The sequence below is a fragment of the Enterobacter sp. CPE_E890 genome (assembly GCF_046521475.1).
In the GTDB taxonomy this organism is placed as follows: domain Bacteria; phylum Pseudomonadota; class Gammaproteobacteria; order Enterobacterales; family Enterobacteriaceae; genus Enterobacter; species Enterobacter adelaidei.
On sequence record NZ_JBKFZW010000001.1, the window covers coordinates 3,274,485 to 3,299,260 of the forward strand.

21 protein-coding genes are annotated in these 24,776 nt (G+C 53.8%); 13 read left to right on the forward strand and 8 right to left on the reverse strand.

Features of this window, described 5'->3' with window-relative positions:
- Positions 1-11: 11 nt before the first annotated feature.
- Entirely contained in the window at positions 12-869 is an 858-nt protein-coding gene (gene nfo, locus ACLHV9_RS16085; protein WP_028016301.1) for a deoxyribonuclease IV, read from the forward strand.
- Positions 870-915: 46 nt separating this feature from the next.
- Here nfo and fruA read toward each other — a convergent pair whose 3' ends face one another.
- From fruA to fruB, 3 genes are read right to left on the reverse strand one after another with little or no spacing between them, the layout of a single operon-like run.
- Entirely contained in the window at positions 916-2,601 is a 1,686-nt protein-coding gene (gene fruA, locus ACLHV9_RS16090; RefSeq protein WP_028016300.1) for a PTS fructose transporter subunit IIBC, read from the reverse strand.
- Between the two features lie 16 nt (positions 2,602-2,617).
- Entirely contained in the window at positions 2,618-3,556 is a 939-nt protein-coding gene (fruK, locus tag ACLHV9_RS16095) for a 1-phosphofructokinase (RefSeq protein WP_014170919.1), read from the reverse strand.
- Positions 3,556-4,686, reverse strand: a complete 1,131-nt coding sequence (gene fruB / locus ACLHV9_RS16100; protein ID WP_407220826.1) for a fused PTS fructose transporter subunit IIA/HPr protein — start codon at positions 4,684-4,686, stop codon at positions 3,556-3,558. The genes fruK and fruB overlap by 1 nt, the downstream gene beginning before the upstream one ends.
- 361 nt (positions 4,687-5,047) lie before the next feature.
- Between fruB and setB the strand changes: the two genes are divergently transcribed.
- Positions 5,048-6,229: a sugar efflux transporter SetB gene (setB, locus tag ACLHV9_RS16105; protein WP_407220827.1), complete on the forward strand. Its 1,182-nt coding sequence runs from the start codon at positions 5,048-5,050 to the stop codon at positions 6,227-6,229.
- Here the strand turns inward: setB and ACLHV9_RS16110 are convergent.
- Positions 6,226-6,480 (reverse strand): YkgJ family cysteine cluster protein, encoded by a 255-nt coding sequence (locus ACLHV9_RS16110; RefSeq protein WP_032666680.1) that lies wholly within the window; start codon positions 6,478-6,480, stop codon positions 6,226-6,228. The two genes, setB and ACLHV9_RS16110, sit on opposite strands and share 4 nt — an antisense overlap.
- A 164-nt stretch (positions 6,481-6,644) precedes the next feature.
- Between ACLHV9_RS16110 and yeiP the strand changes: the two genes are divergently transcribed.
- On the forward strand, positions 6,645-7,217 hold the full coding sequence (yeiP, locus tag ACLHV9_RS16115) for an elongation factor P-like protein YeiP (RefSeq protein WP_008500940.1): 573 nt from the start codon (positions 6,645-6,647) through the stop codon (positions 7,215-7,217).
- Positions 7,218-7,251: 34 nt separating this feature from the next.
- Here yeiP and uxuA read toward each other — a convergent pair whose 3' ends face one another.
- Positions 7,252-8,442 carry a mannonate dehydratase gene (gene uxuA / locus ACLHV9_RS16120; RefSeq protein WP_407220828.1) on the reverse strand — a complete coding sequence of 397 codons (1,191 nt, stop codon included), beginning with the start codon at positions 8,440-8,442 and terminating at the stop codon, positions 7,252-7,254.
- Positions 8,443-8,647: 205 nt separating this feature from the next.
- Between uxuA and ACLHV9_RS16125 the strand changes: the two genes are divergently transcribed.
- The 9 genes from ACLHV9_RS16125 (at position 8,648) to yejF (ending at position 20,240) form a co-directional block, all read left to right on the forward strand.
- A complete protein-coding gene (locus ACLHV9_RS16125) occupies positions 8,648-10,114 on the forward strand; it encodes a mannitol dehydrogenase family protein (RefSeq protein ID WP_407220829.1) in 1,467 nt (488 codons plus the stop codon).
- Between the two features lie 123 nt (positions 10,115-10,237).
- A complete protein-coding gene (locus ACLHV9_RS16130; protein WP_028016295.1) occupies positions 10,238-11,224 on the forward strand; it encodes a CobW family GTP-binding protein in 987 nt (328 codons plus the stop codon).
- 33 nt (positions 11,225-11,257) lie between these two features.
- Positions 11,258-11,971, forward strand: a complete 714-nt coding sequence (locus ACLHV9_RS16135) for a phosphatase PAP2 family protein (protein ID WP_108090806.1) — start codon at positions 11,258-11,260, stop codon at positions 11,969-11,971.
- Between the two features lie 415 nt (positions 11,972-12,386).
- On the forward strand, positions 12,387-12,956 hold the full coding sequence (gene mepS, locus ACLHV9_RS16140) for a bifunctional murein DD-endopeptidase/murein LD-carboxypeptidase (protein WP_008500946.1): 570 nt from the start codon (positions 12,387-12,389) through the stop codon (positions 12,954-12,956).
- Positions 12,957-13,083: 127 nt separating this feature from the next.
- Positions 13,084-14,640 carry a cyclic di-GMP phosphodiesterase gene (locus ACLHV9_RS16145; protein ID WP_108090807.1) on the forward strand — a complete coding sequence of 519 codons (1,557 nt, stop codon included), beginning with the start codon at positions 13,084-13,086 and terminating at the stop codon, positions 14,638-14,640.
- 74 nt (positions 14,641-14,714) lie between these two features.
- Positions 14,715-16,520, forward strand: a complete 1,806-nt coding sequence (locus ACLHV9_RS16150; RefSeq protein WP_108090808.1) for an extracellular solute-binding protein — start codon at positions 14,715-14,717, stop codon at positions 16,518-16,520.
- Positions 16,521-16,529: 9 nt separating this feature from the next.
- Entirely contained in the window at positions 16,530-17,624 is a 1,095-nt protein-coding gene (locus ACLHV9_RS16155; RefSeq protein WP_028016291.1) for a microcin C ABC transporter permease YejB, read from the forward strand.
- Positions 17,624-18,649, forward strand: a complete 1,026-nt coding sequence (locus ACLHV9_RS16160) for an ABC transporter permease (protein ID WP_028016290.1) — start codon at positions 17,624-17,626, stop codon at positions 18,647-18,649. The genes ACLHV9_RS16155 and ACLHV9_RS16160 overlap by 1 nt, the downstream gene beginning before the upstream one ends.
- Position 18,650: 1 nt before the next feature.
- The gene (yejF, locus tag ACLHV9_RS16165; RefSeq protein WP_108090809.1) at positions 18,651-20,240 is read left to right on the forward strand and encodes a microcin C ABC transporter ATP-binding protein YejF; all 1,590 of its coding nucleotides are present in this window, start codon (positions 18,651-18,653) and stop codon (positions 20,238-20,240) included.
- 3 nt (positions 20,241-20,243) lie between these two features.
- Here the strand turns inward: yejF and ACLHV9_RS16170 are convergent, their stop codons facing one another.
- From ACLHV9_RS16170 to rsuA, 3 genes are all read right to left on the reverse strand, one after another.
- Positions 20,244-20,588 carry a YejG family protein gene (locus ACLHV9_RS16170; RefSeq protein ID WP_028016288.1) on the reverse strand — a complete coding sequence of 115 codons (345 nt, stop codon included), beginning with the start codon at positions 20,586-20,588 and terminating at the stop codon, positions 20,244-20,246.
- 279 nt (positions 20,589-20,867) lie between these two features.
- Complete coding sequence (locus tag ACLHV9_RS16175; RefSeq protein ID WP_108090810.1) at positions 20,868-22,064, reverse strand: Bcr/CflA family multidrug efflux MFS transporter; 1,197 nt, start codon at positions 22,062-22,064, stop codon at positions 20,868-20,870.
- A 15-nt stretch (positions 22,065-22,079) separates the two neighbouring features.
- On the reverse strand, positions 22,080-22,787 hold the full coding sequence (rsuA, locus tag ACLHV9_RS16180; RefSeq protein WP_028016286.1) for a 16S rRNA pseudouridine(516) synthase RsuA: 708 nt from the start codon (positions 22,785-22,787) through the stop codon (positions 22,080-22,082).
- Between the two features lie 151 nt (positions 22,788-22,938).
- On the opposite strand from rsuA, the gene ACLHV9_RS16185 reads away from it, so the two are divergent.
- Complete coding sequence (locus ACLHV9_RS16185) at positions 22,939-24,699, forward strand: DEAD/DEAH box helicase (RefSeq protein ID WP_028016285.1); 1,761 nt, start codon at positions 22,939-22,941, stop codon at positions 24,697-24,699.
- Positions 24,700-24,776: the final 77 nt, after the last annotated feature.

Consider the following 24,776-nt stretch of genomic DNA (forward strand, 5'->3'; position numbering starts at 1 on the left):
GGAGTCCCTTTATGAAATATGTTGGAGCGCACGTTAGCGCTGCCGGTGGCCTTGCGAATGCCGCCATTCGCGCTGCCGAAATCGAGGCGACCGCTTTCGCCCTGTTCACCAAAAATCAGCGCCAGTGGCGCGCTGCACCGCTCACTGCAGACGTGATTGATGATTTTAAAGCCGCCTGCGAGAAGTATCATTACGGGCCGGGCCAAATCCTTCCCCACGACAGCTACCTGATCAACCTCGGCCATCCGGTTGAAGAGGCACTGGAAAAATCCCGCGAGGCGTTTCTTGATGAAGTCCAGCGCTGCGAACAGCTTGGACTGACGCTGCTGAACTTCCATCCAGGGAGTCATCTGATGCAAATTGATGAAGATGCCTGTCTGGCGCGCATTGCCGAATCCATTAACATCACGCTGGATAAAACCAAAGGTGTCACTGCGGTGATTGAGAACACTGCCGGTCAGGGTAGCAACCTCGGCTTTAAGTTCGAACATCTGGCGGCGATTATCGACGGCGTTGAGGACAAAAACCGTGTCGGCGTGTGTATTGATACCTGCCATGCCTTTGCGGCCGGCTACGATCTGCGCACAACCGAGGCAACGAAAAACACGTTTGATGAGTTCGAGCGCATAGTTGGCTTTAAGTACCTGCGCGGAATGCACTTAAACGATGCGAAAAGCGCTTTTGGCAGCCGCGTTGACCGCCACCACAGCCTTGGCGAAGGCAATATTGGTCATGATGCGTTTCGCTTTATCATGCAGGACGCCCGCTTCGACGGCATTCCGATGGTGCTTGAAACCATCAACCCCGATATCTGGGCAGAAGAGATTGCCTGGTTGAAGGCGCAGCAGACCGCTGAACAAATGGCATAAAAAAAGCCGGGTTGCATTTGCACCCGGCTTTTTTGTTGTTTACTACTTAGGCTGCTTTCGCGACCACTTCCGCTTCCGGACGTTTCAGCACGGCGTAAGACAAACCCGCCACCAGCGTACCGGCAACAATCGCCATCAGGTACCCCAGAACCGGGGTGATAGCGCCTGGGATCAGCAGAACAAACAGACCACCGTGTGGAGCCATCAGTTTTGCGCCAATCGCCATCGAGATTGCACCTGTCACGGCACCACCCACGATACAGCACGGTAATACACGCATTGGGTCGCGCGCCGCGAACGGAATCGCCCCTTCGGTGATGAAGCACAGACCCAGGACCAGTGCCGCTTTGCCGCCTTCCTGCTGCGCTTTGTCAAACTTACGGCGGGCAACAATCGTCGCCAGACCGAGAGCCAGAGGAGGCACCATACCTGCCGCCATGATGGCTGCCATTGGCGCGTAGGTCTGGGTACTCAACAGGCCAACACCAAAGGCGTACGCCGCTTTGTTCACCGGGCCACCCATGTCGGTACACATCATGCCACCGAGGATTGCACCCAGCAGAACCGCATTGGCGGTACCCATGGTTTGCAGCCAGTGGGTCAGACCCGCCAGAATACCCGCAACCGGCTTACCAATCAGGTAAATCATTGCCAGACCAACCACCAGGCTGGAAATCAGCGGGATGATCAGAATCGGTTTCAGCGCTTCCATACTCTGTGGCAGCTTGAGCTTCGAGCTGATGAGCTTCGCGACGTAACCGGCCAGGAAACCGGCAATGATACCGCCGATAAAACCAGAGCCCGTGCTCACCGCCAACATACCGCCGATAAGACCTGGCGTCAGACCCGGACGGTCAGCAATGGAGAAGGCGATAAAGCCCGCCAGCACAGGCACCATCAGCGCGAACGCAGAACCCCCACCAATCTGCATTAATGCAGCTGCCAACGTCCCCTGCTCTTTAAATGCGGTGATACCAAACGCGAATGACAGCGCGATACACAGACCACCCGCAACCACCATCGGCAGCATGTAAGAAACACCGGTCAGCAGGTGGCGATAGGCGCCTGCTGACTCTTTCTTACCTTCAGTCGCACTTTGACTGGTGCCCGTTGCCTGATACGGCTTCGCTTCAACCAGCGCTTTATCAAACTCCTGAGCGGTCTTTTTCAGTGCCAGACCTGTCGAAGTGCGGTACATCGGCTTACCGGCAAATTTCGCCAGATCCACTTCGATGTCTGCCGCCACAATCACCAGATCGGCCTCAGCCACTTCTTCTGGGGTGATGGCATTGCCGGCACCCACGGAGCCGCGCGTTTCAACTTTTACCCACCAGCCGCGTTTTTTCGCTTCGGTTTCAATGGCTTCAGCCGCCATAAAGGTATGAGCTACCCCTGTAGGACAGGCCGTCACCGCAACAATGCGTTTTGGTCCAGAAGCCGCAACCGGTGCCGCAGCAACAGGGGCGCTGTAAACAGACGCGTGACCTTTCGCTTCGCTCAGGAACAGTTCCGGGTGTGCCACCGCACGATTAATATCGCCCAGCCACACATTTTTGCCATTCAGCGCACTGTCAGCCGGGATTTTATCGCCCAGAACAATGACCAGTTCGGCATCGCCCGGGTTATCAATCATCTCGAGATGTGCTTTGTTCGCCGCCGCTCCCAGCAAGGTCTTCGCCATATAGGCGCGAGCCTGTCCGAGACCGGAGTCAATGATCAGCAGCGTTTTCATTATTCCTCTCCTGCTGTTAGTTAAAAGGTTTTAAGTCAACGCGCGCCATCATCGCGGCTAACTGGGTACGATCGGTAATACCGACATTGCTCTGGCTTACGGCCAGGGCAGCAACGGCGGTGGCAAGACGTAAAGTATGTTCACTGGATTCACGCATCAGCAGACCATAAATCAGGCCGCCAACCATGGAATCCCCTGCGCCGACGGTGCTGACAACATCGACCGACGGCGGTTTGGCGATCCATTCGCCAGAAGCGTTAACCCACAACGCTCCTTCTGCACCAAGAGAGATAACTACGTGGGCGATACCCTGCTCGCGCAGCGCATGGGCAGCATCAATCACATCTTTTAATTCTGGCAGCTTACGACCGGCCCAGATCTCCAGTTCGCGGCGATTAGGCTTCACCAGCCACGGTGACGCTTTCAGTCCCGCGACCAGTGCATCACGGCTACTGTCAAAAATAATGCATGGACACTGGCTGCGCAGGCGCGTCATCCAGTCGGTAAATGCTTCCGGACTGACGCCGGACGGCAGGCTACCGCTGACGCACACCATGTCGAACTGACCAAGCCAGGTCAGAGAATCGTTAACAAAACGCTCCCAGTCTGACGGCGTCACTTCGAAACCCGAGAAGTTCAGATCGGTCACTTCGCCGTCTTTCTCCGTCAGCTTGACGTTGATACGGGTGCGGCCCTGAACAACCTGAAAACGGTTGGCAATGCCCAGCTCGCTGAACAGCTGCTGGAAACCATCCTGGTTATCTTTACCGAGGAATCCACCCACGGTGACATCAATACCAAGGTCCTTGAGCACTTTCGCGACGTTAATCCCTTTACCCGCAGCATGCAGGCCAGTGGTACGCACGAGGTTTACTTCGCCGCGCTCAATCTCCGGGCAAAACCCCACCAGGTCATAAGCCGGGTTCAGCGTAATAGTCGCAACACGTCTGCTCATTATGCGCCCTCCCCCAGACCTGCCGCGATGGCGTCGCCAATCGCCTTCAGAGCCTGTTCAGCATCCGCACCCTGTGCGGTGAAACGCAGACGGTGACCTTTCTTCACGCCCAGCGCGACAACTTTCATCAGACTACGGCCGTTGGCCGGTTTACCTGTGCCATCAAGGTTGGCCACGGTGATCTCACTTTCAAATTGTTTAATGGTATTTACCAGCATGGTACCTGGACGGGCATGCAGGCCGTGTTCGTTACGCACCACGAATTCAGCGTTAAGAACATCGTCAGTCAGCGCATCATCGCTGGTCAGCAGAGCCAGCACCGTCGCCGCATCTGCGTTCAGCAGTTTTTCAGCTTTGTTATTCAGCAGCAGATCGCCCAGGCGCTTCAGCACGGAAACCGGCTGTTCATCGTTCATCGCCACGGTCAGCAGCATGGCCGCACGCTCGCCGTCGACGTCAAACGCATTTGCCGCACGACTCACGGCGATAGCGCTACGCAGGTTGCCTTCAGCACTGTCGTTCAGCCAGATACCCTGACCGAGATTCAACGGCTTATCATTGATTACGCGTGTCACAAATGTGGCATCTGCCGCACCGGCTTCTTTCAGGCGACCGGCATTCAGCGCCTGGAGTGTCACCAGATCGGAGGCGGCTACATCCAGCGTCAGCGTTTCATTATCCAGTTTCAGCGCTTCACTCTGTTTTTCGCCCATCAGCAAGGCGCGCAGCTCTTCAGCAGTCGTTGCTGACTTCAGCTGTTCAGCAACGGAATCATTGCTCAGTACGTGGGTCAGCTGACGCAGCAGGCCTAAGTGTTCGTCGCTGCTGGCCGCGATACCGATGGCCACATACGCCACCTGACCTTCACCCCAGAGCACGCCCTGTGGGAACTGATAAACCTTCACCCCGGTTTTCAACACCTGGTCGCGGGTGTCGGTTGTGCCGTGCGGAATAGCAATGCCATTGCCGAGGAAGGTTGAGGTCTGCTGCTCACGCGCCAGCATGCCATTTACATAACCGTCCGCGACGTTACCTGCCTGCACAAGGGCAGCGGCAACCTGGCGAATGGCCTCTTCTTTATCCCCGGCCTGTGCGCCCGGGTGGATATCCTGAACAGATAACTGGAACATGGTTCTCCACTCCTGCTGAAATTGAATCGTTTCAGCTTTAATGAGAAAAAATGCGCTAGCCTGCTCCGTTTGCTTAAACAAGATAGCGCTGAAACGTTTCAAAAAGTCTTGCGCTTTCTGCAATGCCTTGCAAGTAAACTCGTATTTCTGATCTCAGAATTTAGAGATACAGCACATTTCTTCTTCGTTCAGCTGAATATTGCTGAAGTTCAGCAAGTCAGTTTCAGCTAAGGTCAGCCAAACCTTCTATAAGTTGAAATGCCATTTTGATTTTTCGTGGCATCATTGACCGCACCCTCTGTTTATTTAATGAGTGCCAGCGTAAACTCCGCCTCTCTCTGTCACTCGTTAATTATAAAACATGCATAACACCCCCGCGGCCACCTCGCCAAAGCCCTTTGATTTGACTTCAGCGGCGTTCCTGATTGTTGCCTTTTTTACGGGTATTGCCGGTGCGTTACAGACGCCGACGCTGAGCTTATTTCTGACCAATGAGGTTCACGCTCGTCCGGCCATGGTGGGTTTCTTTTTTACCGGAAGCGCCATCATCGGCATTCTGGTGAGTCAGTTTCTGGCGGGCCGATCCGACAGAAAAGGCGATCGTAAAAGCCTGATTGTCTTTTGCTGTCTGCTTGGGGTGCTCGCCTGCGTTCTGTTTGCATGGAACCGCAACTATTTCGTTTTGCTGTTCATCGGGGTATTTCTGAGCAGCTTTGGTTCGACGGCTAACCCACAGATGTTCGCGCTTGCCCGCGAGCACGCCGACCATACCGGGCGTGAAGCGGTGATGTTCAGCTCGGTAATGCGTGCTCAGGTGTCGCTGGCATGGGTGATCGGCCCCCCGCTGGCTTACGCGCTGGCGATGGGGTTTGGTTTTACGGTGATGTACCTGAGTGCGGCTGTCGCATTTGTGGTATGTGGCGCGCTGGTGTGGTTCTTTCTGCCGTCGATGCGCAAAGAGCCCAAAGTGGCGACGGGCACGCTGGAAGCCCCGCGCCGCAACCGCCGCGATGCCCTGCTTCTGTTTGTTATCTGCACCCTGATGTGGGGCACTAACAGCCTGTATATCATCAATATGCCGCTGTTTATTATTGATGAACTGCATCTGCCAGAGAAGCTGGCAGGTATCATGATGGGAACAGCGGCCGGGCTTGAGATCCCGACGATGCTCATCGCAGGCTATTACGCAAAGCGCTTCGGCAAGCGTTTTCTGATGCGTATCGCCGCTGTCGCCGGTCTGCTTTTCTATATCGGTATGCTGACGGTACATACGCCGGGGTTGTTGCTGGCTTTACAGCTGCTGAACGCTATCTATATCGGCATTCTGGCCGGGATTGGCATGCTCTATTTCCAGGATCTGATGCCAGGTCAGGCAGGCTCGGCCACCACCCTTTATACTAATACCACCCGTGTGGGCTGGATTATCGCAGGCTCAATGGCGGGGGTCGTCGCAGAAATCTGGAACTATCACACGGTGTTCTGGATTGCGCTGGTGATGTGCACGCTGACGATTGGCTGTCTGGCGAGGATTAAAGACGTTTAAGGCGCGGTGAGCGATTCCAGCTCGAGCAGATACGTCATCGCCTGCGCTCGCGTGCTGCCACACATTTCGGCTGTTGGCTGAAGTCCGGAGCAAACCTTCGGGCGCAGGGGCGAACCAAAGATCATACACAGGTTAGTTTCAGAGAGCTGAACGCAGCGGGTATTGGCAGGCTTGCCCTCTGGCATTCCTGGAATGGGGCTTGAAATGGACGGTGCGGTACAGCACGCGCCGCAATCTGGACGACAATCCATAAACGCTCTCTTTCGCTGACGAAGGCCCGCGCAGCCGGGCATCGCGCGCACAGTAACACCTTTTGCGTATTGATAGCAAAAGCCACGAATTCCTCTTGCCTGAAAGGCCGCGCACGAGTAATTTGGCGCGATATTTTTTACCTTCCGTATACAGGATTACTGCAATGCCAAGAGCGAACGAAATTAAGAAAGGTATGGTACTGAATTACAACGGCAAACTGCTAATTGTGAAAGATATCGATATTCAGGCACCTAGCGCCCGTGGTGCAGCGACGCTGTACAAAATGCGTTTCGCCGATGTGCGTACCGGTCTGAAAGTTGAAGAACGTTTTAAAGGTGACGATATCGTTGATACCGTGACACTGACCCGTCGCTATGTCGATTTTTCCTATATCGACGGCAACGAATACGTGTTCATGGATAAAGAAGATTACACCCCGTATATCTTCACCAAAGATCAGATTGAAGAAGAGCTGCTGTTTATTCCTGAAGGCGGTATGCCAGACATGCAGGTTCTGACCTGGGATGGAGTGCTGCTGGCTCTGGAACTGCCTCAGACCGTCGATCTGGAAATCGTTGAAACGGCACCGGGTATCAAAGGCGCATCTGCAAGCGCCCGTAACAAACCAGCAACCCTGACAACCGGACTGGTTGTGCAGGTGCCAGAATACCTGTCTGCAGGCGAGAAAATTCGCATCCATATCGAAGAAAAACGCTATATGGGTCGTGCTGACTAACACAAAAAACCCGGCTTTGCGCCGGGTTTTTCTTTTACAGCAAGTCAGGATACTTCGTCATCTTCAGCGCCAGCTCTATGCCGCGCACTTCCGCCATCCCTTTCAGACGACCGATTGCCGAATAACCTGGGTTCGTTTTCTTACGCAGATCGTCCAGCATCTGATGCCCGTGATCCGGACGGAATGGAATAGGACGCACATCGCCAACCTGCTTACGACGTACTTCTTCCGCCAGGATGGCATCCACCACCGCGACCATATTTACATCACCGCCAAGGTGCGCTGCCTCGTGGAAGGTTTTTGGGTTCTCTTCACGACAGGTCGCGCGCAGGTGAGTAAAGTGAATACGATCGCCGAAGGTTTCAATCATCCGCACCAGATCGTTATCCTCACGCACGCCGTAGGAGCCGGTACACATGGTAAAGCCGTTGTAGATGCTGTCTACCGTCTCTTTCAGCCACTGCATATCTTCAATCGTCGAGACGATGCGCGGCAGGCCGAGAATAGGACGCGGAGGATCGTCCGGATGTATCGCCAGGCGAACGCCCGCTTCTTCTGCGACGGGCACAATCGCGCGCAGGAAGTACGCCATGTTTTCACGAAGCTGATGCTTATCAATGTCGCCATATTCCGCCAGACGTGCACGGAACTGATCCAGCGTATAGCCCTCTTCCGCACCTGGCAGACCAGCAATGATATTGCGGGTCAGCTTTTCGATGTCAGCATCACTGGCGGCGTTAAACCACGCGCGCGCCTGCTGCTGCTCTTCCGCGGTGTAATCCGCTTCGGCGCCAGGACGTTTCAGAATGTGCAGTTCAAATGCCGCAAAGGCAATTTGATCGAAACGCAGTGCTTTTGAACCGTCCGGCATCTGATATTCAAGGTCAGTGCGCGTCCAGTCCAGGATAGGCATGAAGTTATAGCACACCGTATCAATGCCGCAGGTCGCCAGGTTGCGAATACTCTGCTGATAGTTGGCAATCCAGGTCTGGTACTCCCCTGAATGGGTTTTGATATCTTCATGAACCGGAATGCTTTCCACCACAGACCAGGTTAATCCCTTCTCTGCCAGCAGCGCCTGACGCTTTTGAATTTCATCAACCGGCCATACCTGGCCGTTAGGAATATGATGCAGCGCCGTGACGACACCCGTTGCGCCAGCCTGACGCACATCATCAAGAGAAACCGGATCGTTCGGCCCGTACCAACGCCAGGTTTGTTCCATTGCCTCACCCTCTTAAGTTGTTATACCAATATGCGTTACCGCAATGACGACTACCATACATGTTTACCATGAAGGGTCAACATACCGCCACGCATTGATTGATCAAACTCACAGAACAGGGATATTTACGGCTTACCAATTTTATTTGCTGTCATATAACTTTACACTGGCATTGTTAATTAATGGTTAATCAGGTGTGTATCTCATGAAGACAATTGCCTCCACCGCCCTTCCTGCCCATGTTCAGCAACCGCGCTACGATCGTCAGCAATTACGCTCTCGCATCGTCCATTTTGGCTTTGGCGCGTTTCACCGCGCGCACCAGGCATTGTTAACAAATCGGGTGCTGAATGAGAAAGGCGGCGACTGGGGAATATGTGAGATTAGCCTCTTTAGCGGTGATGTGCTGATGAGCCAGCTGCGTGCGCAGGATCACCTGTTCACCGTTCTGGAGAAAGGTGCAGAAGGAAATGAGGCAATTATCGTCGGTGCCGTCCATGAATGCCTGAACGCAAAGCTGGACTCTCTGCCCGCTATTATTGAGAAATTTTGTGAGCCTCAGGTGGCGATTGTGTCGCTCACCATCACGGAGAAAGGTTATTGCATCGATCCCGCCACCGGTAAATTGGATCTGCAAAACTCGCGGATTATCCACGATCTGGAAAATCCATCTGAGCCGCATTCCGCCCCGGGGATCCTTGTCGAAGCGCTCCATCGTCGCCGTGAGCGCGGCTTACCTGCTTTTACCGTGCTTTCTTGCGACAATATCCCTGACAACGGCCATGTGGTGAAAAATGCCGTTCTGGGAATGGCGCAAAAACGCTCTCCGGCACTCGCTGCGTGGATTGATAGCCACGTGAGTTTTCCCGGAACCATGGTCGACAGGATTGTTCCTGCTGCAACAGAGGCCTCACTGGCAGAAATCACCGAAACGCTCGGCGTTGAAGATCCGTGCGCCATCAGCTGCGAACCGTTTATTCAGTGGGTGGTGGAAGATAATTTTGTTGCCGGCCGTCCGGTGTGGGAAGTGGCGGGCGTCCAGATGGTGCAGGATGTTCTGCCGTGGGAGCAGATGAAGTTACGCATGCTTAACGGCAGCCACTCTTTCCTGGCTTATCTCGGGTATCTCGCCGGCTATGCACATATCAATGAATGTATGGAAGACGCAGCCTTCCGCGAAGCCGCCCGTCGGCTCATGCTGGATGAACAGGCACCCACATTACGCATTAAGGATGTCGATCTCACCGTATACGCCGATAGCCTGCTCGAACGCTTTGCTAACCCGGCCTTGCAGCACCGTACCTGGCAAATTGCAATGGACGGTAGCCAGAAACTGCCTCAGAGAATGCTGGACGGGATCCGCGTCCATCTTGAGCGAAAAACGCCGTGGCCGCTGCTGGCTCTGGGCGTGGCCGGCTGGATACGCTACGTCAGCGGGACTGACGAACACGGAAACACAATTGACGTCCGCGATCCCCTCAGCGATAAAATCCGCGCGATTGTTGACGCCAGCAGCGACGACGATCGCGTCAACGCGCTGCTGGGGCTGAACGAGGTCTTTGGACACGATCTCGCCCAAAATAGCGTTTTTGTTGAAGCTGTCAGCCAGGCTTATCAGCGCATTGCCCGCCACGGTGCACGTCAGGCTGTTATTGAAACGTTAAATCTTTAACGATTATTGCGCTTAACACGAACGGAGGTGACCTCCGTTCACCCTTCCCCTTCTCATTGCGCCCTTTTTTCGCCAGGATAAGAGATAATTGTTATAGCATCACAATTCTCTTCTGGAGCGCACGTGACCAAAACCAACCTCATCACCGGTTTTCTCGGCAGCGGTAAAACCACGTCAATTCTTCACCTGCTGGCGAACAAAGATCCGGCCGAGAAATGGGCCGTTCTGGTCAATGAATTTGGCGAAGTGGGCATCGACGGCGCATTACTGTCGGACAGCGGCGCGATGATCAAAGAGATCCCAGGCGGATGCATGTGCTGCGTCAATGGCTTGCCCATGCAGGTAGGACTCAATACCTTGCTGCGTCAGGGCAAACCCGATCGCCTGCTGATTGAACCCACCGGGCTGGGTCACCCGAAGCAGATCCTTGATTTACTGACCGCACCGGTTTACGAGCCGTGGATTGATCTGCGTGCCACCCTGTGCCTGCTCGATCCTCGCCAGCTTCTGGATGATAAAGCGGTGGCCAATGAGAACTTCCGCGATCAACTCGCCTCAGCAGACATTATCGTTGCTAATAAAGAAGATCGCGCCACGGCTGAAAGCCAGGCCGCGCTGGACGCGTGGTGGCAACATTTCGGGGGTAATCGTCAACGGGTGCAGACCACTCAGGGGAGGATTGATAGCGCCCTGCTTGACCTTCCTCGTCTGAACATAGCGGAACTTCCGGCCAGTGCAGAGCATGCCCATAGCCACCCGGTGAAACAAGGTCTGGCTGCCCTCAGCCTGCCGGAACACCAGCGCTGGCGTCGTAATCTGAATAGTGGTCAGGGGTATCAGGCCTGTGGATGGATCTTCGATGCAGATACCGTTTTTGACACCATCGGGATCCTTGAGTGGGCCAGACTTGCTCCGGTCGATCGCGTTAAAGGGATCATGCGCACACCAGACGGACTGGTACGGATCAATCGTCAGGGTGAAGATTTCTTTATTGAAACGCAAAATGTCGCCCCGCCGGACAGCCGAATTGAGTTAATTAGTGCGGTTAACGCCGACTGGAATGCCCTGCAGTCCAGCCTGTTGAAGCTTCGTTTAAGTTTGGGCGGCTAACGTTGCCCCTGTTTTCACTCTTTGCTGAACGTTATGACGACTCGATTTCCCCTGATATTACTGCTTAATGTCGCCGGTCTGGCGCTCTTTTTCTCCTGGTATATTCCGGCGAATCATGGTTTCTGGTTCCCGCTGGATTCTGCAATCTTTCACTTCTTCAACCAGGAGCTAGTGAAAAGCAATGCCTTTCTGTGGCTGGTAGCTATCACCAACAACCGCGCCTTCGACGGTTTTTCGTTGCTGGCAATGGGCTGCCTGATGCTCTCCTTCTGGTTGAAAGAGGATAAAGCAGGGCGTCGGCGTATTATGATTATCGGTCTGGTGATGCTGCTGTTTGCCGTGGTCATTAACCAGCTGGCAACCGCGATTATTCCGGTTAAGCGCTCCAGCCCAACGCTCTTCTTTAGCGATATTTATCGCGTCAGTGAGTTGCTGCATATTCCAACAAAAGATGCCTCGAAGGACAGTTTCCCTGGCGACCACGGCATGATGCTGCTTATTTTTTCCGCAGTTATGCTTCGTTATTTCGGCAAAAAAGCCTTCTCAATAGCCCTGATTATTTTTGTGGTTTTTGCTTTTCCACGCGTAATGATTGGCGCCCACTGGTTCACCGATATTGCCGTCGGTTCGCTCTCCGTTGCTCTGATTGCTCTGCCGTGGTGTTTGATGACACCGTTGAGCGACGGGATAATAGTGCTGTTTGATCGCTATCTTCCCGGAAAAACGCAACAACAATTAAACAAATAACTAACCTAAATTAACGTTAGCTATCAGGGATCGACATGATCCCTGACAGGTCTTCTGCCGCGATCTTTTCTCACTGTCATATTCCTGTCATCACATTCATGATAAAAATGAATCAATTACGCGATAAGGTGGCGGATCTGTCGGTATTTTGAGCATTTCCATGTTTTTACTTTCTGTATCACAATTTCTTATAAAAAAAAGGCTTTTTTTACTCGCAATACCCCAGGCAATCGGTTAATCTCGAACTCGTTTTGCCCCATAGAGATAATTATTTCACTGGCTAATAATTTTGTGCGCTGTGCCACAAATGTGAGCAGAAAGAATTGTCTCAATGTGAACAGATAATTAGTCTCGTCACGTTTGGCATTTTTATAACGATATTTGTCGTTAAGGACTTCAAGGGAAAATAAACAAAATGGTCAAATCTCAACCGTTTCTGAGATATATCTTACGGGGGATCCCGGCGATAGCAGTCGCGGTACTGTTGTCTGCATGTAGTACATCGAACACCGCAAAGAATATGCATCCTGAGACGCGTGTTGTGGGAATGGAAGATTCCTCGTCACTGCAAGCCTCTCAGGATGAATTTGAAAATATGGTACGTAATCTGGACGTGAAGTCCCGCATTATGGACCAGTATGCTGACTGGAAAGGCGTGCGTTACCGTCTTGGCGGCAGCACGAAAACAGGTATTGATTGTTCCGGTTTTGTACAGCGTACTTTCCGTGAGCAATTCGGGTTAGATCTTCCGCGTTCGACTTACGAACAGCAGGAGATGGGCAAGTCGATTTCACGTACTAAACTGCGCACCGGTGACTTAGTTCTGTTCCGCGCCGGTTCTACAGGTCGACATGTGGGCATCTATATTGGTAATGACCAGTTTGTACATGCCTCCACCAGTAGCGGTGTGACCATTTCCAGCATGAACGAACCGTACTGGAAAAAGCGCTACAACGAAGCGCGCCGCGTACTGACCCGCAGTTAATATGGAAATTGTATCGTTGGTTATCCCTTGGCTGGCGATATGATGAAAAAAAGCACTGCTTCGGCGGTGTTTTTTTTTGCCCGTTACACTGAATACATTCGGCGGCAATTCAGGAACCACAACGTCTATGTTCACCCGCTACTTCTCCAGTAATCGCAAGATACTGATCCTCAGCATTATCACAGGCCTGATCGCTGCCCTGCTCCTGGGTTCATTGCAATTTTTCTGGAGCTACCACAAGCGGGACGTAAAATTCGACACCCTGATTAACGATGTCAACCTCTACATGGAGAGCTATTTCGCAGAGTTAAAAACCTCTATCGACATCCTCCAGCCACTCACGCTGAACAATTGCCACGACGTCAATGCAGAACTGACTTCACGCGCAGCATTTAGCCTCAACGTGCGCGCCTTTTTGTTGGTCAGGGACAAAATTGCGTTCTGTTCATCCGCCACAGGTCCAATGAATGTCCCGATGGAGGAGCTGATACCCGAGCTGCACATTAATAAGCAGATCGATATGGCGTTGCTTCCAGGCACCCCGATGTTGCCCAACAAGCCCGCGATTGCCATCTGGTATCGTAACCCGTTAGTTAAAGATGGCGGTGTGTTCACCTCGGTGAATATCAATCTGACACCTTATCTGCTCTACACAGCCCGCCAGGACGAGTTCGCTGGCATCGCCATCATCATTGGCGATTATGCTCTAACGACGATGTCCAGCAAGCTGGTCAAAGCGCGTGATTTAGATGAAGCACCGAGCCGCATCGCTACGCTGAAAAACGTCCCCCTGACCATTAAACTGTATGCGGACGCCTGGACCAGCGATGAAATACTTTACGCTCTGTTCTTCGGACTGGTGTGCGGCATTGCGGCCGGATCGCTCAATTACTATATTCTCAGCATACGGCTGAATCCGGGTAAAGAGATTTTAAGCGCCATTAAGCGCGATCAATTCTATGTGGTCTATCAACCTGTGGTGGACGCAAAAGAGCTGAAAATGCGCGGTGTCGAGGTGTTGATGCGCTGGAAACACCCGACCATGGGTGAGATTCCGCCTGACGCCTTTATCAATTTTGCAGAGGCACAGAAGCTGATCGTTCCGCTGACGCTGCATCTTTTTGATCTCATCATTCACGATGCGCCGGTATTACAGACCGTGCTACCGCCGGGCGCAAAACTCGGCATCAACATCGCGCCTGGGCATTTGCATGCGGAAAGCTTCAAAGAAGACATGCTCACCTTCAAAGCGTTACTGCCGCCGGATTACTTCCAGATCGTGCTGGAAATCACCGAGCGCGACATGCTTAATCATCGGGAAGCCAACAGCCTCTTCGAATGGCTGCATAACGAAGGGTTTGAGATAGCCATTGATGATTTTGGTACTGGTCACAGCGCGCTGATTTATCTTGAGCATTTCACCATGGACTATCTCAAGATTGATCGTGGTTTTGTTAATGCGATAGGCACGGAGACCGTGACGTCACCGGTGCTGGATGCAGTCCTGACGCTGGCAAGACGAATGAATATGTTGACCGTCGCCGAAGGGGTGGAAACCCCGGAACAGGCTGCATGGCTACGCGAGCATGGCGTCAATTTCCTGCAGGGCTACTGGATTAGCCGCCCGATGCCACTGGATCAGTTCCGCAACTGGCGGCCTGACGTTTCGCCCGGCAGTGAATAATTTCACATTGCCCGTGACGTCACTTATTATTCAGCTTAACTGAGCTGGTTTGTAAAAGAAGGAGCCGCCACGAGATGCTTATGCGCTTTATGTTGCTGATGTTGGCATTCACGAGCCTGTCCAGCCAGGCGCAAGCCATCAAAGAAAATATCGCCTTCGCGGTGATTGGCGAGCCGAAATACGCGGTCAATTTTACACATTTCGATTACGTCAACCCAGCCGCCCCCAAAGGTGGGAAGGTAACACTTTCCGCCACGGGAACGTTCGACAACTTCAACCGCTACGCCCTGCGTGGCGTGGCGGCCGCGCGAACGGAATCACTTTACGATACGCTTTTTGTCACGTCTGATGATGAGCCCGGCAGCTACTATCCACTGATTGCCGATAACGTGCGTTACGCGGATAACTTTGCCTGGGCTGAAATCTCGATAAACCCTCGGGCACGTTTTCACGATGGTTCACCGGTTAAGGCCAGTGACGTCGCGTTCACCTTTCACAAATTTATGACTGAAGGCGTGCCCCAATTCCGCATCGTGTACAAAGGCGCATCCGTCAGAGCCATTGCGCCGCTCACCGTGCGCATCGAGCTGAGCGAACCCAACAAAGAGAATATGCTCAGCCTGTTCTCACTGCCGGTGATGCCTCAATCGTTCTGGAAAGATCACAAACTGAGCGACCCGCTCTCTACTCCCCCTCTGGCAGGTGGTCCTTACCGCATTACCGACTGGCGCATGGGGCAATATGTGGTCTATTCCCGCGTCAAAGACTACTGGGCCGCAAATCTGCCAGTTAACCGCGGGCGCTGGAATTTCGACACCCTTCGTTATGATTACTACCTCGACGATAACGTGGCATTTGAAGCATTTAAAGCCGGTGCCTTCGATCTGCGCGTCGAGAGCAACGCCAAAAACTGGGCCACGCGGTATATCGGGAAAAATTTCGCGAAAGGTTACATCGTTAAAGATGAGCACAAAAATGAGTCCGCCCAGGACACCCGCTGGCTGGCATTTAATATTCAGCGTCCGGTGTTTAATGACCGCCGGGTACGGGAAGCGATTTCCCTGGCCTTTGATTTTGAGTGGATGAACAAAGCGCTCTTTTACGGGGCCTACAGCCGTGCGAACAGCTATTTTCAGAACACGGAATATGCCGCGCGCGACTACCCGAAAGCTGACGAGCTGGTCCTGCTGGCACCGCTGAAAGCGGAAGTACCCGCGGAAGTGTTCACCTCGGTGTTTCAGCCGCCCGTGTCGAACGGTGACGGCTACGACCGCGCCAACCTGCTGAAAGCCAGCAAGCTGCTGGATGACGCGGGCTGGCCCCTGAAGAATCAAAAACGTGTGGATGCCAAAACGGGTAAGCCTCTCAGCTTTGAGCTGCTGCTTTCATCCGGGGGCAACGATCAGTGGGTACTGCCGTTTAAGCACAACCTTGAGCGGTTGGGCGTTACCATGAACATTCGTCAGGTTGATAACGCGCAGATTACCAATCGCATGCGCAGCCGTGATTACGACATGATGCAGCGCTTGTGGCCCGCACAGCCGTGGCCAAGCTCCGATCTGCAAATTTCATGGGCCTCCAGCTACATCGACTCCTCATATAATGCCCCGGGGGTGAAAAGCCCGGCGATTGATGCACTGATTGCAAAAATAGTGGCGGCGCAAGGCGATAAAGAAAAACTCCTGCCGCTCGGACGGGCGCTCGACAGGGTCTTAACCTGGAACTACTACATGCTGCCGATGTGGTATATGGGCGAAGATCGTCTTGCTCGCTGGGACAAGTTCTCCGTGCCTGCCGTACGCCCTGTCTATTCACTGGGCTTTGATACCTGGTGGTATGACGTCAACAAAGCCGCCAGACTCCCCGCTGAGCGACGCTAAGGAATCATCATGGGTGCCTATCTTATCCGCCGTCTGCTGTTGGTCATCCCGACCCTGTGGGCCATCATCACGATTAACTTTTTTATCGTGCAAATCGCGCCTGGCGGCCCGGTTGATCAGGCTATTGCCGCTATCGAGTTTGGTAATAGCGGCGGTATGCCAGGCGGCGGCGGTGAAGGAATGGGCGCGAGCCATGCGCGAACCGGCGTAGGGAATATCAGTGAAAGTCATTATCGCGGTGGGCGTGGACTGGATCCTGAAGTGATCGCCGAGATCACCCACCGCTATGGCTTTGACAAACCCATTCACGAGCGCTATTTCAAAATGCTCTGGGACTATATTCGCTTTGATTTCGGCGATAGCCTGTTTCGCAGTGCATCAGTCTTAACATTGATTAAGCAAAGCCTGCCAGTGTCCATTACGCTGGGGTTATGGGGAACGTTGATTATCTACCTGGTCTCGATTCCGCTCGGGATCCGTAAAGCCGTTTATAACGGCAGCCGTTTCGATATCTGGAGTAGCACGTTCATCATCATCGGTTATGCCATCCCGGCGTTTCTGTTTGCCGTCCTGCTGATTGTTTTTTTTGCCGGGGGGAGTTATTTCGATATCTTTCCGCTGCGAGGGTTAGTCTCCGCTGATTTCAGTACCCTGCCGTGGTACCAGAAAATCACCGACTATCTCTGGCATATCACGCTACCGGTTCTGGCAACGGTTATTGGCGGGTTTGCGGCTCTGACCATGCTGACCAAAAACGCCTTTCTTGATGAAATTCGAAAACAGTACGTCGTCACGGCCCGCGCCAAGGGCGTAAGCGAGAAGCAGATTATGTGGAAGCACGTATTCCGCAACGCCATGCTGCTGGTCATTGCCGGATTTCCTGCCACGTTCATCAGTATGTTTTTTACCGGTTCACTGCTGATCGAGGTGATGTTCTCACTCAACGGTCTGGGCCTGCTGGGCTATGAAGCCACCGTCTCGCGCGATTATCCGGTGATGTTTGGCACACTCTACATTTTCACCCTGATTGGCCTGCTGCTGAATATCGTCAGTGATATCAGCTATACGCTGGTTGATCCCCGAATTGATTTTGAGGGCCGCTAATGTCGCGTTTAAGCCCCGTAAACCAGGCCCGCTGGGCCCGTTTTCGCCACAACCGCCGCGGCTACTGGTCACTGTGGATTTTTGCCGTGTTGTTTATTTTAAGCATGTGCTCTGAGTTGATTGCCAACGACAAGCCTTTGCTGGTGCATTTTAACGACCGCTGGTATGTACCGGTTCTCGCCAACTACAGCGAAAGCGATTTTGGTGGCCCGTTTGCAACGCCTGCGGAGTATCAGGACCCGTGGCTTCGCCAGCAAATTGAGCAACATGGCTGGGCTATCTGGGCACCGGTGCGTTTTGGCGCAAACAGCATTAACTTTGCCACCACAACGCCCTTCCCTTCCCCACCTTCCGCGCAAAACTGGCTGGGAACGGATGCCAACGGTGGCGATGTCCTGGCGCGTATCCTTTATGGCACACGGATATCGCTCCTCTTTGGACTGATGCTGACGCTTTTTTCCAGTGTGATGGGTGTCGTGGCCGGTGCGGTTCAGGGCTATTACGGTGGAAAAATAGACCTGTGGGGCCAGCGTGTTATTGAAGTCTGGTCAGGCATGCCGACGCTGTTTCTGATTATCCTGCTTTCAAGTGTGGTACAGCCAAACTTCTGGTGGCTGTTAGGTATCACTGTACTCTTCGGCTGGATGGCGCTGGTGGGTGTCGTGCGGGCGGAATTTCTGCGCACCCGCAACTTCGACTATATTCGCGCCGCGCAGGCGCTGGGCGTGAGCGACCGCGGGATTATTTTCCGCCATATGCTGCCTAACGCCGTGGTGGCCACGCTTACCTTCCTGCCGTTTATTCTGTGCAGCTCCATCACCACCCTCACCTCGCTGGATTTTCTTGGCTTCGGGTTACCACTGGGTTCCCCGTCGCTCGGCGAGCTTCTGTTACAAGGCAAGAACAACCTGCAGGCGCCGTGGCTGGGTATTACCGCCTTTCTTTCTGTGGCCGTGCTGCTTTCGTTGCTGATTTTTATTGGCGAAGCCGTGCGCGATGCCTTCGATCCTAATAAGGCGGTATAAGATGACGCAGCCCCTTCTCAGTATTGATAACCTGTCGATTGCTTTTTCAACACAGGGTGAGATGCGTACCGTCGTCACCGACCTGTCACTCCAGATACAGCGCGGTGAAACGTTGGCACTGGTGGGTGAGTCAGGTTCAGGCAAGAGCGTCTCAGCTCTCTCCATCCTGCGTCTGCTGCCCTCTCCGCCTGTGAGTTACCCGCAAGGCGACATTCTTTTTCACGGCAACTCGCTGTTGCATGCTGACGAACATACCTTGCGCGCAATCCGCGGTAATAAGATTGCCATGATTTTCCAGGAACCGATGGTTTCTCTTAACCCCCTTCACAGCCTGGAAAAACAGCTCTATGAAGTCCTGTCCCTACACCGAGGTATGCGCAAAGAAGCCGCACGCGGGGAAATTCTGGACTGCCTTGAACGAACCGGAATACGCAATGCAGCCAAACGGCTGAATGATTTTCCGCATCAGCTTTCCGGCGGCGAGCGCCAGCGCGTGATGATTGCCATGGCCCTGCTCACGCGCCCCGAACTGTTAATTGCTGATGAACCTACAACGGCGCTGGACGTGACGGTGCAGGCGCAAATTTTGACGCTGCTGCGCGAGTTGCGTGACGAGCTGAACATGAGTTTGCTGTTTATCACGCACAACCTGAGTATCGTGAAAAAGTTGGCCGACAGCGTTGCGGTGATGCAAAACGGGCGATGTGTCGAGCAGAATGTCGCGTCCACGCTGTTAAACGCGCCACAACACCCGTATACCCAGCGCCTGCTCGACAGTGAACCCTCTGGCGACCCGGTTCCGCTGCCAGCTGACAGCGTACCGCTGTTGCGTGTTGACGATTTGTCCGTCTCGTTTCCCATTCGCAAAGGTATTCTGCGGCGCCTCGTCGACCAGAATCCGGTGTTGAAAAATATCCGCTTCTCTCTGCGACCGGGGGAATCTCTGGGACTGGTAGGTGAATCCGGTTCGGGTAAAAGCACCACCGGCCTGGCGCTGCTGCGCTTAATCGCTTCTCAGGGCGAGATCCTCTTTGACAACATGCCGCTGCATCTCTGGAACCGACGCCAGATGCTTCCCGTACGCCCTCGTATGCAGGTGGTATTTCAGGACCCCAACTCCTCGCTTAACCCACGGCTCAGCGTGTTACAGATCGTTGAAGAGGGTCTGCGTGTTCATCAGCCCAGCCTGAATGCCCAACAACGGGAACAGGAGGTCATGCGGGTAATGAACGAAGTGGGCTTAGATCCCGATACCCGTCACCGCTATCCGGCAGAATTCTCCGGCGGGCAGCGTCAGCGTATCGCTATTGCCCGTGCGCTGATCCTGAAACCGGAACTGATTATTCTGGATGAACCGACGTCTTCGCTGGACAGAACCGTCCATGCGCAGATCCTGAAACTGCTCAAGGGGTTACAGGAAAAACACCGGCTGGCCTATATCTTTATCAGCCATGATTTACAGGTGGTTCGGGCGCTATGCCATCAGGTGATTGTGTTGCGACAGGGAGAAGTGGTCGAACAGGGGGAGTGCCAGCGCGTATTTACTGCGCCAACGCAGAGTTACACGCGCCAGCTGCTTTCAGCAGACTAGCGCTCAGAATGGATACTGGCCAGAGAAAGGCTCCGCAATAGCAACGCCAAAATTTTTCAGGCGGCAGGTCGCGGCAAATTCATCCTGGCTTTTAACAAACAGGCACGGCTCACCTTCGCACTCCAGTACGGAGCTGTCTACTTCGATATCCGTCAACGCCTGGCTTAAGCGCTCCATAACCGGCCATGCGTTTTCGTCGCTCGGGCTAAGCAATTTGAGCGCAACCAGACAATTATCGCAGTCCGCGGCACTTTGCGGAATCGGTTCAACTTTCAAACCTGCAAAACCCGCTGACCAGCGATAGCTCTGGGGCAAGCGATGGACAATGGAGAGTTGTAATGTATTCACGTTCGTTCCCCGGAAGCAAAATTTACTTCACAATTTATTTACATTTATAGTAACACATCATCGCTAACCTGCACTATTCAGCGCTTTTTTATAGGAATCCAGGCTTGCGTCGGCGCTATATGTACCCGTTTCTGCGATCTAACTCAACCTTTTTGAATACAATGATGTGACTTTTTACATAAATAGATTTTACATAAAAGAAACAAACGCCGGGTGTGTCAACGTGGGTTTGGTTGATATGTATCAACAAAAAAGGCCCTGTAGGGCCTTTTTTGTGCTTTAGTGAGCCGTTTTTCGCGGTCGACTGGCGTAAAGATAGAAGAGTATGGAGCTGGTTGCGCAAAAAGCCATCGCCCATAACATCGGCCAGGCCGTCGTAAAGGTAGCCATAGAAAGCAACGCCCCGACAATCGCCCCAATACCAAAGCGGAACGTTCCTGCCAGTGACGATGCTGTTCCCGCCATATGCGGGAATTCATCGAGGATCACCGCCATCGCATTCGACGATACCATCGACACGCAGCCGACAAAAGCCGCCACACCCACTACCAGCGCCCAGAAGCCCACGCCCAGAAACGCGCTCACCACCAGCCAGATCGCCATCACAAACTGGATCCACAGCCCGGCGCGGAACATGTTCAGCGCCCCCACCCGCCGGACAAAACGGCTGTTGATGATGGTCATGATGAACAGGAAGACGATGTTAAGCGCAAAGTAATAGCCGAAGTGCTGCGGCGAAACGTGGTTCAGTTCGATGTAGACAAACGGCCCGGCGCTCAGGAAGGAGAACATCCCGGCAAAGCTGAACCCGCTTGCCAACATATAGCTGAGCACGCGCTTGTGGCGAAACAGTGAGGCGAAGTTACCTATTGTGGTGCGGATGTGGAATTTCTGGCGGCGCTCGACGGGAAGCGTTTCATCAATAAAGAAGAAAATCATCGCGGAGGCCAGCAGCGCGGCCAGCGCCAGGATCCAGAAAATCGCATGCCAGCTAAACCACACCAGCACCGCACCACCCGCCATCGGGGCCACCAGCGGCGCAATCGTCGTCACCAGCATCACGAACGACATCATGCGGGAGAACTCTTCTTTCGGGTAGATATCGCGCATCAGGGCGTTAATCACCACGCTTGCCGCTGCCGCCGCCAGACCGTGGAAGAAGCGCATGATAATCAGATGATCGATGGTCTGAGCCAGCGCACAGGCAACTGCCGCGGCCGCAAAGACCAACGTCCCACCCAGAATAACAGGCTTGCGTCCCAGGCTATCCGCCATCGGGCCATAAAACAGCTGGCCGAGGGCAAAACCGAGTATATAGGTGCTGAGTGTCATCTGTGCGCTGCCTGCCGGTACGCCAAACTGCGCGGCAATAACCGGCAGTGCAGGCAGATACATATCAATCGACAGCGGCATCAACATGGCCAGCAGGCCAAGAATGAAGACAATTTTGAACGACGAGTGTGGCCTGGTGGTCACAGAGTTCTCCTGAGATTAATGCGAAGGCAGACCGACGCTGGCGATCTCTTCTTCCGTTAACGGGCGGTATTCGCCTGGCGCCAGGTCGTGATCGAGTTCAATCGCACCAATCCGCTCACGATGCAAGCCGACAACGTGGTTCCCCACTGCAGCAAACATCCGTTTTACCTGATGATAGCGCCCTTCGCTGATGGTCAAGCGAACTTCGGTCGGGGTGATCACCTCAAGGACGGCGGGTTTGGTGAGATCTTTCTCATTATGCAGCTGAACGCCTTTGGCGAATTGCTCTGCCGTGTCATCCGCTACCGGAGACTCCAGCGTCACCAGATAGGTTTTCTCGCAATGATGGCGCGGAGAGGTAATACGGTGCGACCACTGCCCGTCGTCAGTCATCAGTACCAGTCCGGTGGTGTCGATATCCAGGCGACCAGCGGCATGCAGCTTGTGCGCCACCGGTTCGTCGAGGAAATAGAGTACTGTCGGGTGATCCGGATCGTCCGTTGAACAGACATAGCCTTCCGGCTTGTTGAGCATGAAATAGCGTGGGCCATGCTGCTGGGTCAGCGGATTGCCGTCATACTCAACCTGATGGTCCGGTTGCAGTTTGAAAGCGCTGTCTCTCACAATGTCGCCGTCCACGGTAACGCGGCTGGCGCGAATTTCACGCCCGGCAATAGCGCGGCTTACGCCGAGTTGCTGAGCGATAAACTTATCAAGTCGCATGAAATCTTTTTAGCCTTAATGGTGCTGGAAGTCGAACAGTACGTCCGAAAAAGAAGCAGTCTGGAACGGTTCAGTATAATGGTCTGGTTGCGCCACTCAAGGGAAAAAGTTTCGTGGCATACTATGTGCGGAATAATGAAACCGAGACCCCATGACTTTTACACTTCGTCCCTATCAGCAGGAAGCCGTTGATGCCACCCTCGCGTGGTTCCGTAAACATCGTGAACCTGCGGCTATTGTGCTTCCAACCGGTGCAGGCAAGAGCCTGGTCATCGCCGAACTGGCACGTCTGGCCCGCGGTCGTGTGCTGGTGCTGGCGCACGTCAAAGAACTGGTCGCGCAAAACCATGCCAAATATTGCGCACTCGGGCTGAAAGCCGACATTTTCGCCGCCGGGCTAAAGCGTAAAGACAGCCACGGTAAAGTGGTCTTTGGCAGCGTGCAGTCGGTGGCCCGCAATCTGGATCTGTTTCGCAGCGAATTTTCGCTGCTGATTGTTGACGAGTGTCACCGCATCAGCGATGACGACGGCAGCCAGTATCAGCAAATCCTGACACACCTGAAAGAAGTGAACCCACACCTGCGCCTGCTGGGCCTGACGGCGACCCCGTTTCGTCTGGGGAAAGGCTGGATCTATCGTTACCATTATCACGGCATGGTGCGCGGCGATGACAAGGCCCTGTTTAGCGACTGCATCTACGAGCTTCCGCTGCGCTACATGATTAAACACGGTTACCTGACGCCGCCTGAACGCCTGGATATGCCGGTGGTGCAGTACGATTTCAGCCGTCTGCAGGCACAGAGCAACGGGTTGTTCAGCGAAGCGGATCTTAACCAGGAGCTGAAAAAGCAAAAGCGCATTACGCCGCATATCATCAGCCAGATTGAGGAGTTCGCCGCGACGCGCAAAGGAGTGATGATCTTCGCCGCCACCGTTGAGCACGCACGAGAAATTACCGGGTTACTGCCCTCCGGCGACGCGGCATTAATCACTGGCGAGACCCCAGGCCCTGAGCGCGACAGCCTGATTGACGCCTTTAAAGCCCAGCAGTTCCGCTATCTGGTTAACGTGTCGGTACTGACCACCGGCTTTGACGCCCCGCACGTCGACCTGATCGCTATTTTGCGCCCGACCGAATCGGTCAGTCTGTATCAGCAAATTGTTGGCCGCGGCCTGCGTCTGGCGCCGGGTAAAACCGACTGTCTGATTCTGGATTATGCCGGTAACCCGCACGATCTCTATACGCCTGAGGTCGGCGCGCCAAAAGGAAAAAGCGACAACGTGCCGGTACAGGTTTTTTGTCCTGCCTGTGGTTTTGCCAACACCTTCTGGGGTAAAACCACCGCCGACGGCACGCTAATTGAGCATTTTGGCCGCCGCTGTCAGGGCTGGTTTGAAGATGACGAAGGGCATCGCGAGCAGTGCGATTTCCGTTTCCGCTTCAAGAACTGCCCACAATGCAACGCCGAAAATGACATTGCCGCACGCCGCTGCCGGGAATGTGACACGGTACTGGTCGATCCTGACGACATGTTAAAAGCGGCACTGAAGTTAAAAGATGCATTGGTGCTCCGCTGCTCAGGCATGGCACTACAGCCCGGTGCGGATGAAAAAGGCGAGTGGTTAAAAATCACCTACTACGATGAGGACGGGGCGGACGTCAGTGAGCGTTTCAGGGTACAAACTCCCGCTCAACGCACGGCCTTCGAGCAACTCTTTATTCGCCCGCACACCCGTACGCCAGGGGTTCCTCTGCGCTGGATAACCGTGGCCGATATCGTGCACCAGCAGGCGTTACTGCGCCATCCGGATTTTGTTGTTGCTCGCAAGAAAGGCCAGTTCTGGCAGGTCCGTGAGAAGGTCTTTGACTATGAAGGTCGCTTTCGTCGCGCCAACGAATTGCGCGGTTAACGGGACTTTTCATTGATGTGAGGAGCATTTGAGTATAAAATGCCGCCCGCTTCACATCCGTGAGGCAGAACACTCAC

Coding starts and splice junctions, on each gene's coding strand:
- ACLHV9_RS16150 (WP_108090808.1), top strand. CDS start 14,715: ATGCTTATGCGCTTTATGTTGCTGATGTTGGCATTCACGAGCCTGTCC.
- ACLHV9_RS16125 (WP_407220829.1), top strand. CDS start 8,648: ATGAAGACAATTGCCTCCACCGCCCTTCCTGCCCATGTTCAGCAACCG.
- ACLHV9_RS16160 (WP_028016290.1), top strand. CDS start 17,624: ATGTCGCGTTTAAGCCCCGTAAACCAGGCCCGCTGGGCCCGTTTTCGC.
- yejF (WP_108090809.1), top strand. CDS start 18,651: ATGACGCAGCCCCTTCTCAGTATTGATAACCTGTCGATTGCTTTTTCA.
- ACLHV9_RS16155 (WP_028016291.1), top strand. CDS start 16,530: ATGGGTGCCTATCTTATCCGCCGTCTGCTGTTGGTCATCCCGACCCTG.
- mepS (WP_008500946.1), top strand. CDS start 12,387: ATGGTCAAATCTCAACCGTTTCTGAGATATATCTTACGGGGGATCCCG.
- nfo (WP_028016301.1), top strand. CDS start 12: ATGAAATATGTTGGAGCGCACGTTAGCGCTGCCGGTGGCCTTGCGAAT.
- setB (WP_407220827.1), top strand. CDS start 5,048: ATGCATAACACCCCCGCGGCCACCTCGCCAAAGCCCTTTGATTTGACT.
- fruA (WP_028016300.1), bottom strand. CDS start 2,601: ATGAAAACGCTGCTGATCATTGACTCCGGTCTCGGACAGGCTCGCGCC.
- fruK (WP_014170919.1), bottom strand. CDS start 3,556: ATGAGCAGACGTGTTGCGACTATTACGCTGAACCCGGCTTATGACCTG.
- ACLHV9_RS16185 (WP_028016285.1), top strand. CDS start 22,939: ATGACTTTTACACTTCGTCCCTATCAGCAGGAAGCCGTTGATGCCACC.
- rsuA (WP_028016286.1), bottom strand. CDS start 22,787: ATGCGACTTGATAAGTTTATCGCTCAGCAACTCGGCGTAAGCCGCGCT.
- yeiP (WP_008500940.1), top strand. CDS start 6,645: ATGCCAAGAGCGAACGAAATTAAGAAAGGTATGGTACTGAATTACAAC.
- fruB (WP_407220826.1), bottom strand. CDS start 4,686: ATGTTCCAGTTATCTGTTCAGGATATCCACCCGGGCGCACAGGCCGGG.
- ACLHV9_RS16110 (WP_032666680.1), bottom strand. CDS start 6,480: ATGGATTGTCGTCCAGATTGCGGCGCGTGCTGTACCGCACCGTCCATT.
- uxuA (WP_407220828.1), bottom strand. CDS start 8,442: ATGGAACAAACCTGGCGTTGGTACGGGCCGAACGATCCGGTTTCTCTT.
- ACLHV9_RS16135 (WP_108090806.1), top strand. CDS start 11,258: ATGACGACTCGATTTCCCCTGATATTACTGCTTAATGTCGCCGGTCTG.
- ACLHV9_RS16145 (WP_108090807.1), top strand. CDS start 13,084: ATGTTCACCCGCTACTTCTCCAGTAATCGCAAGATACTGATCCTCAGC.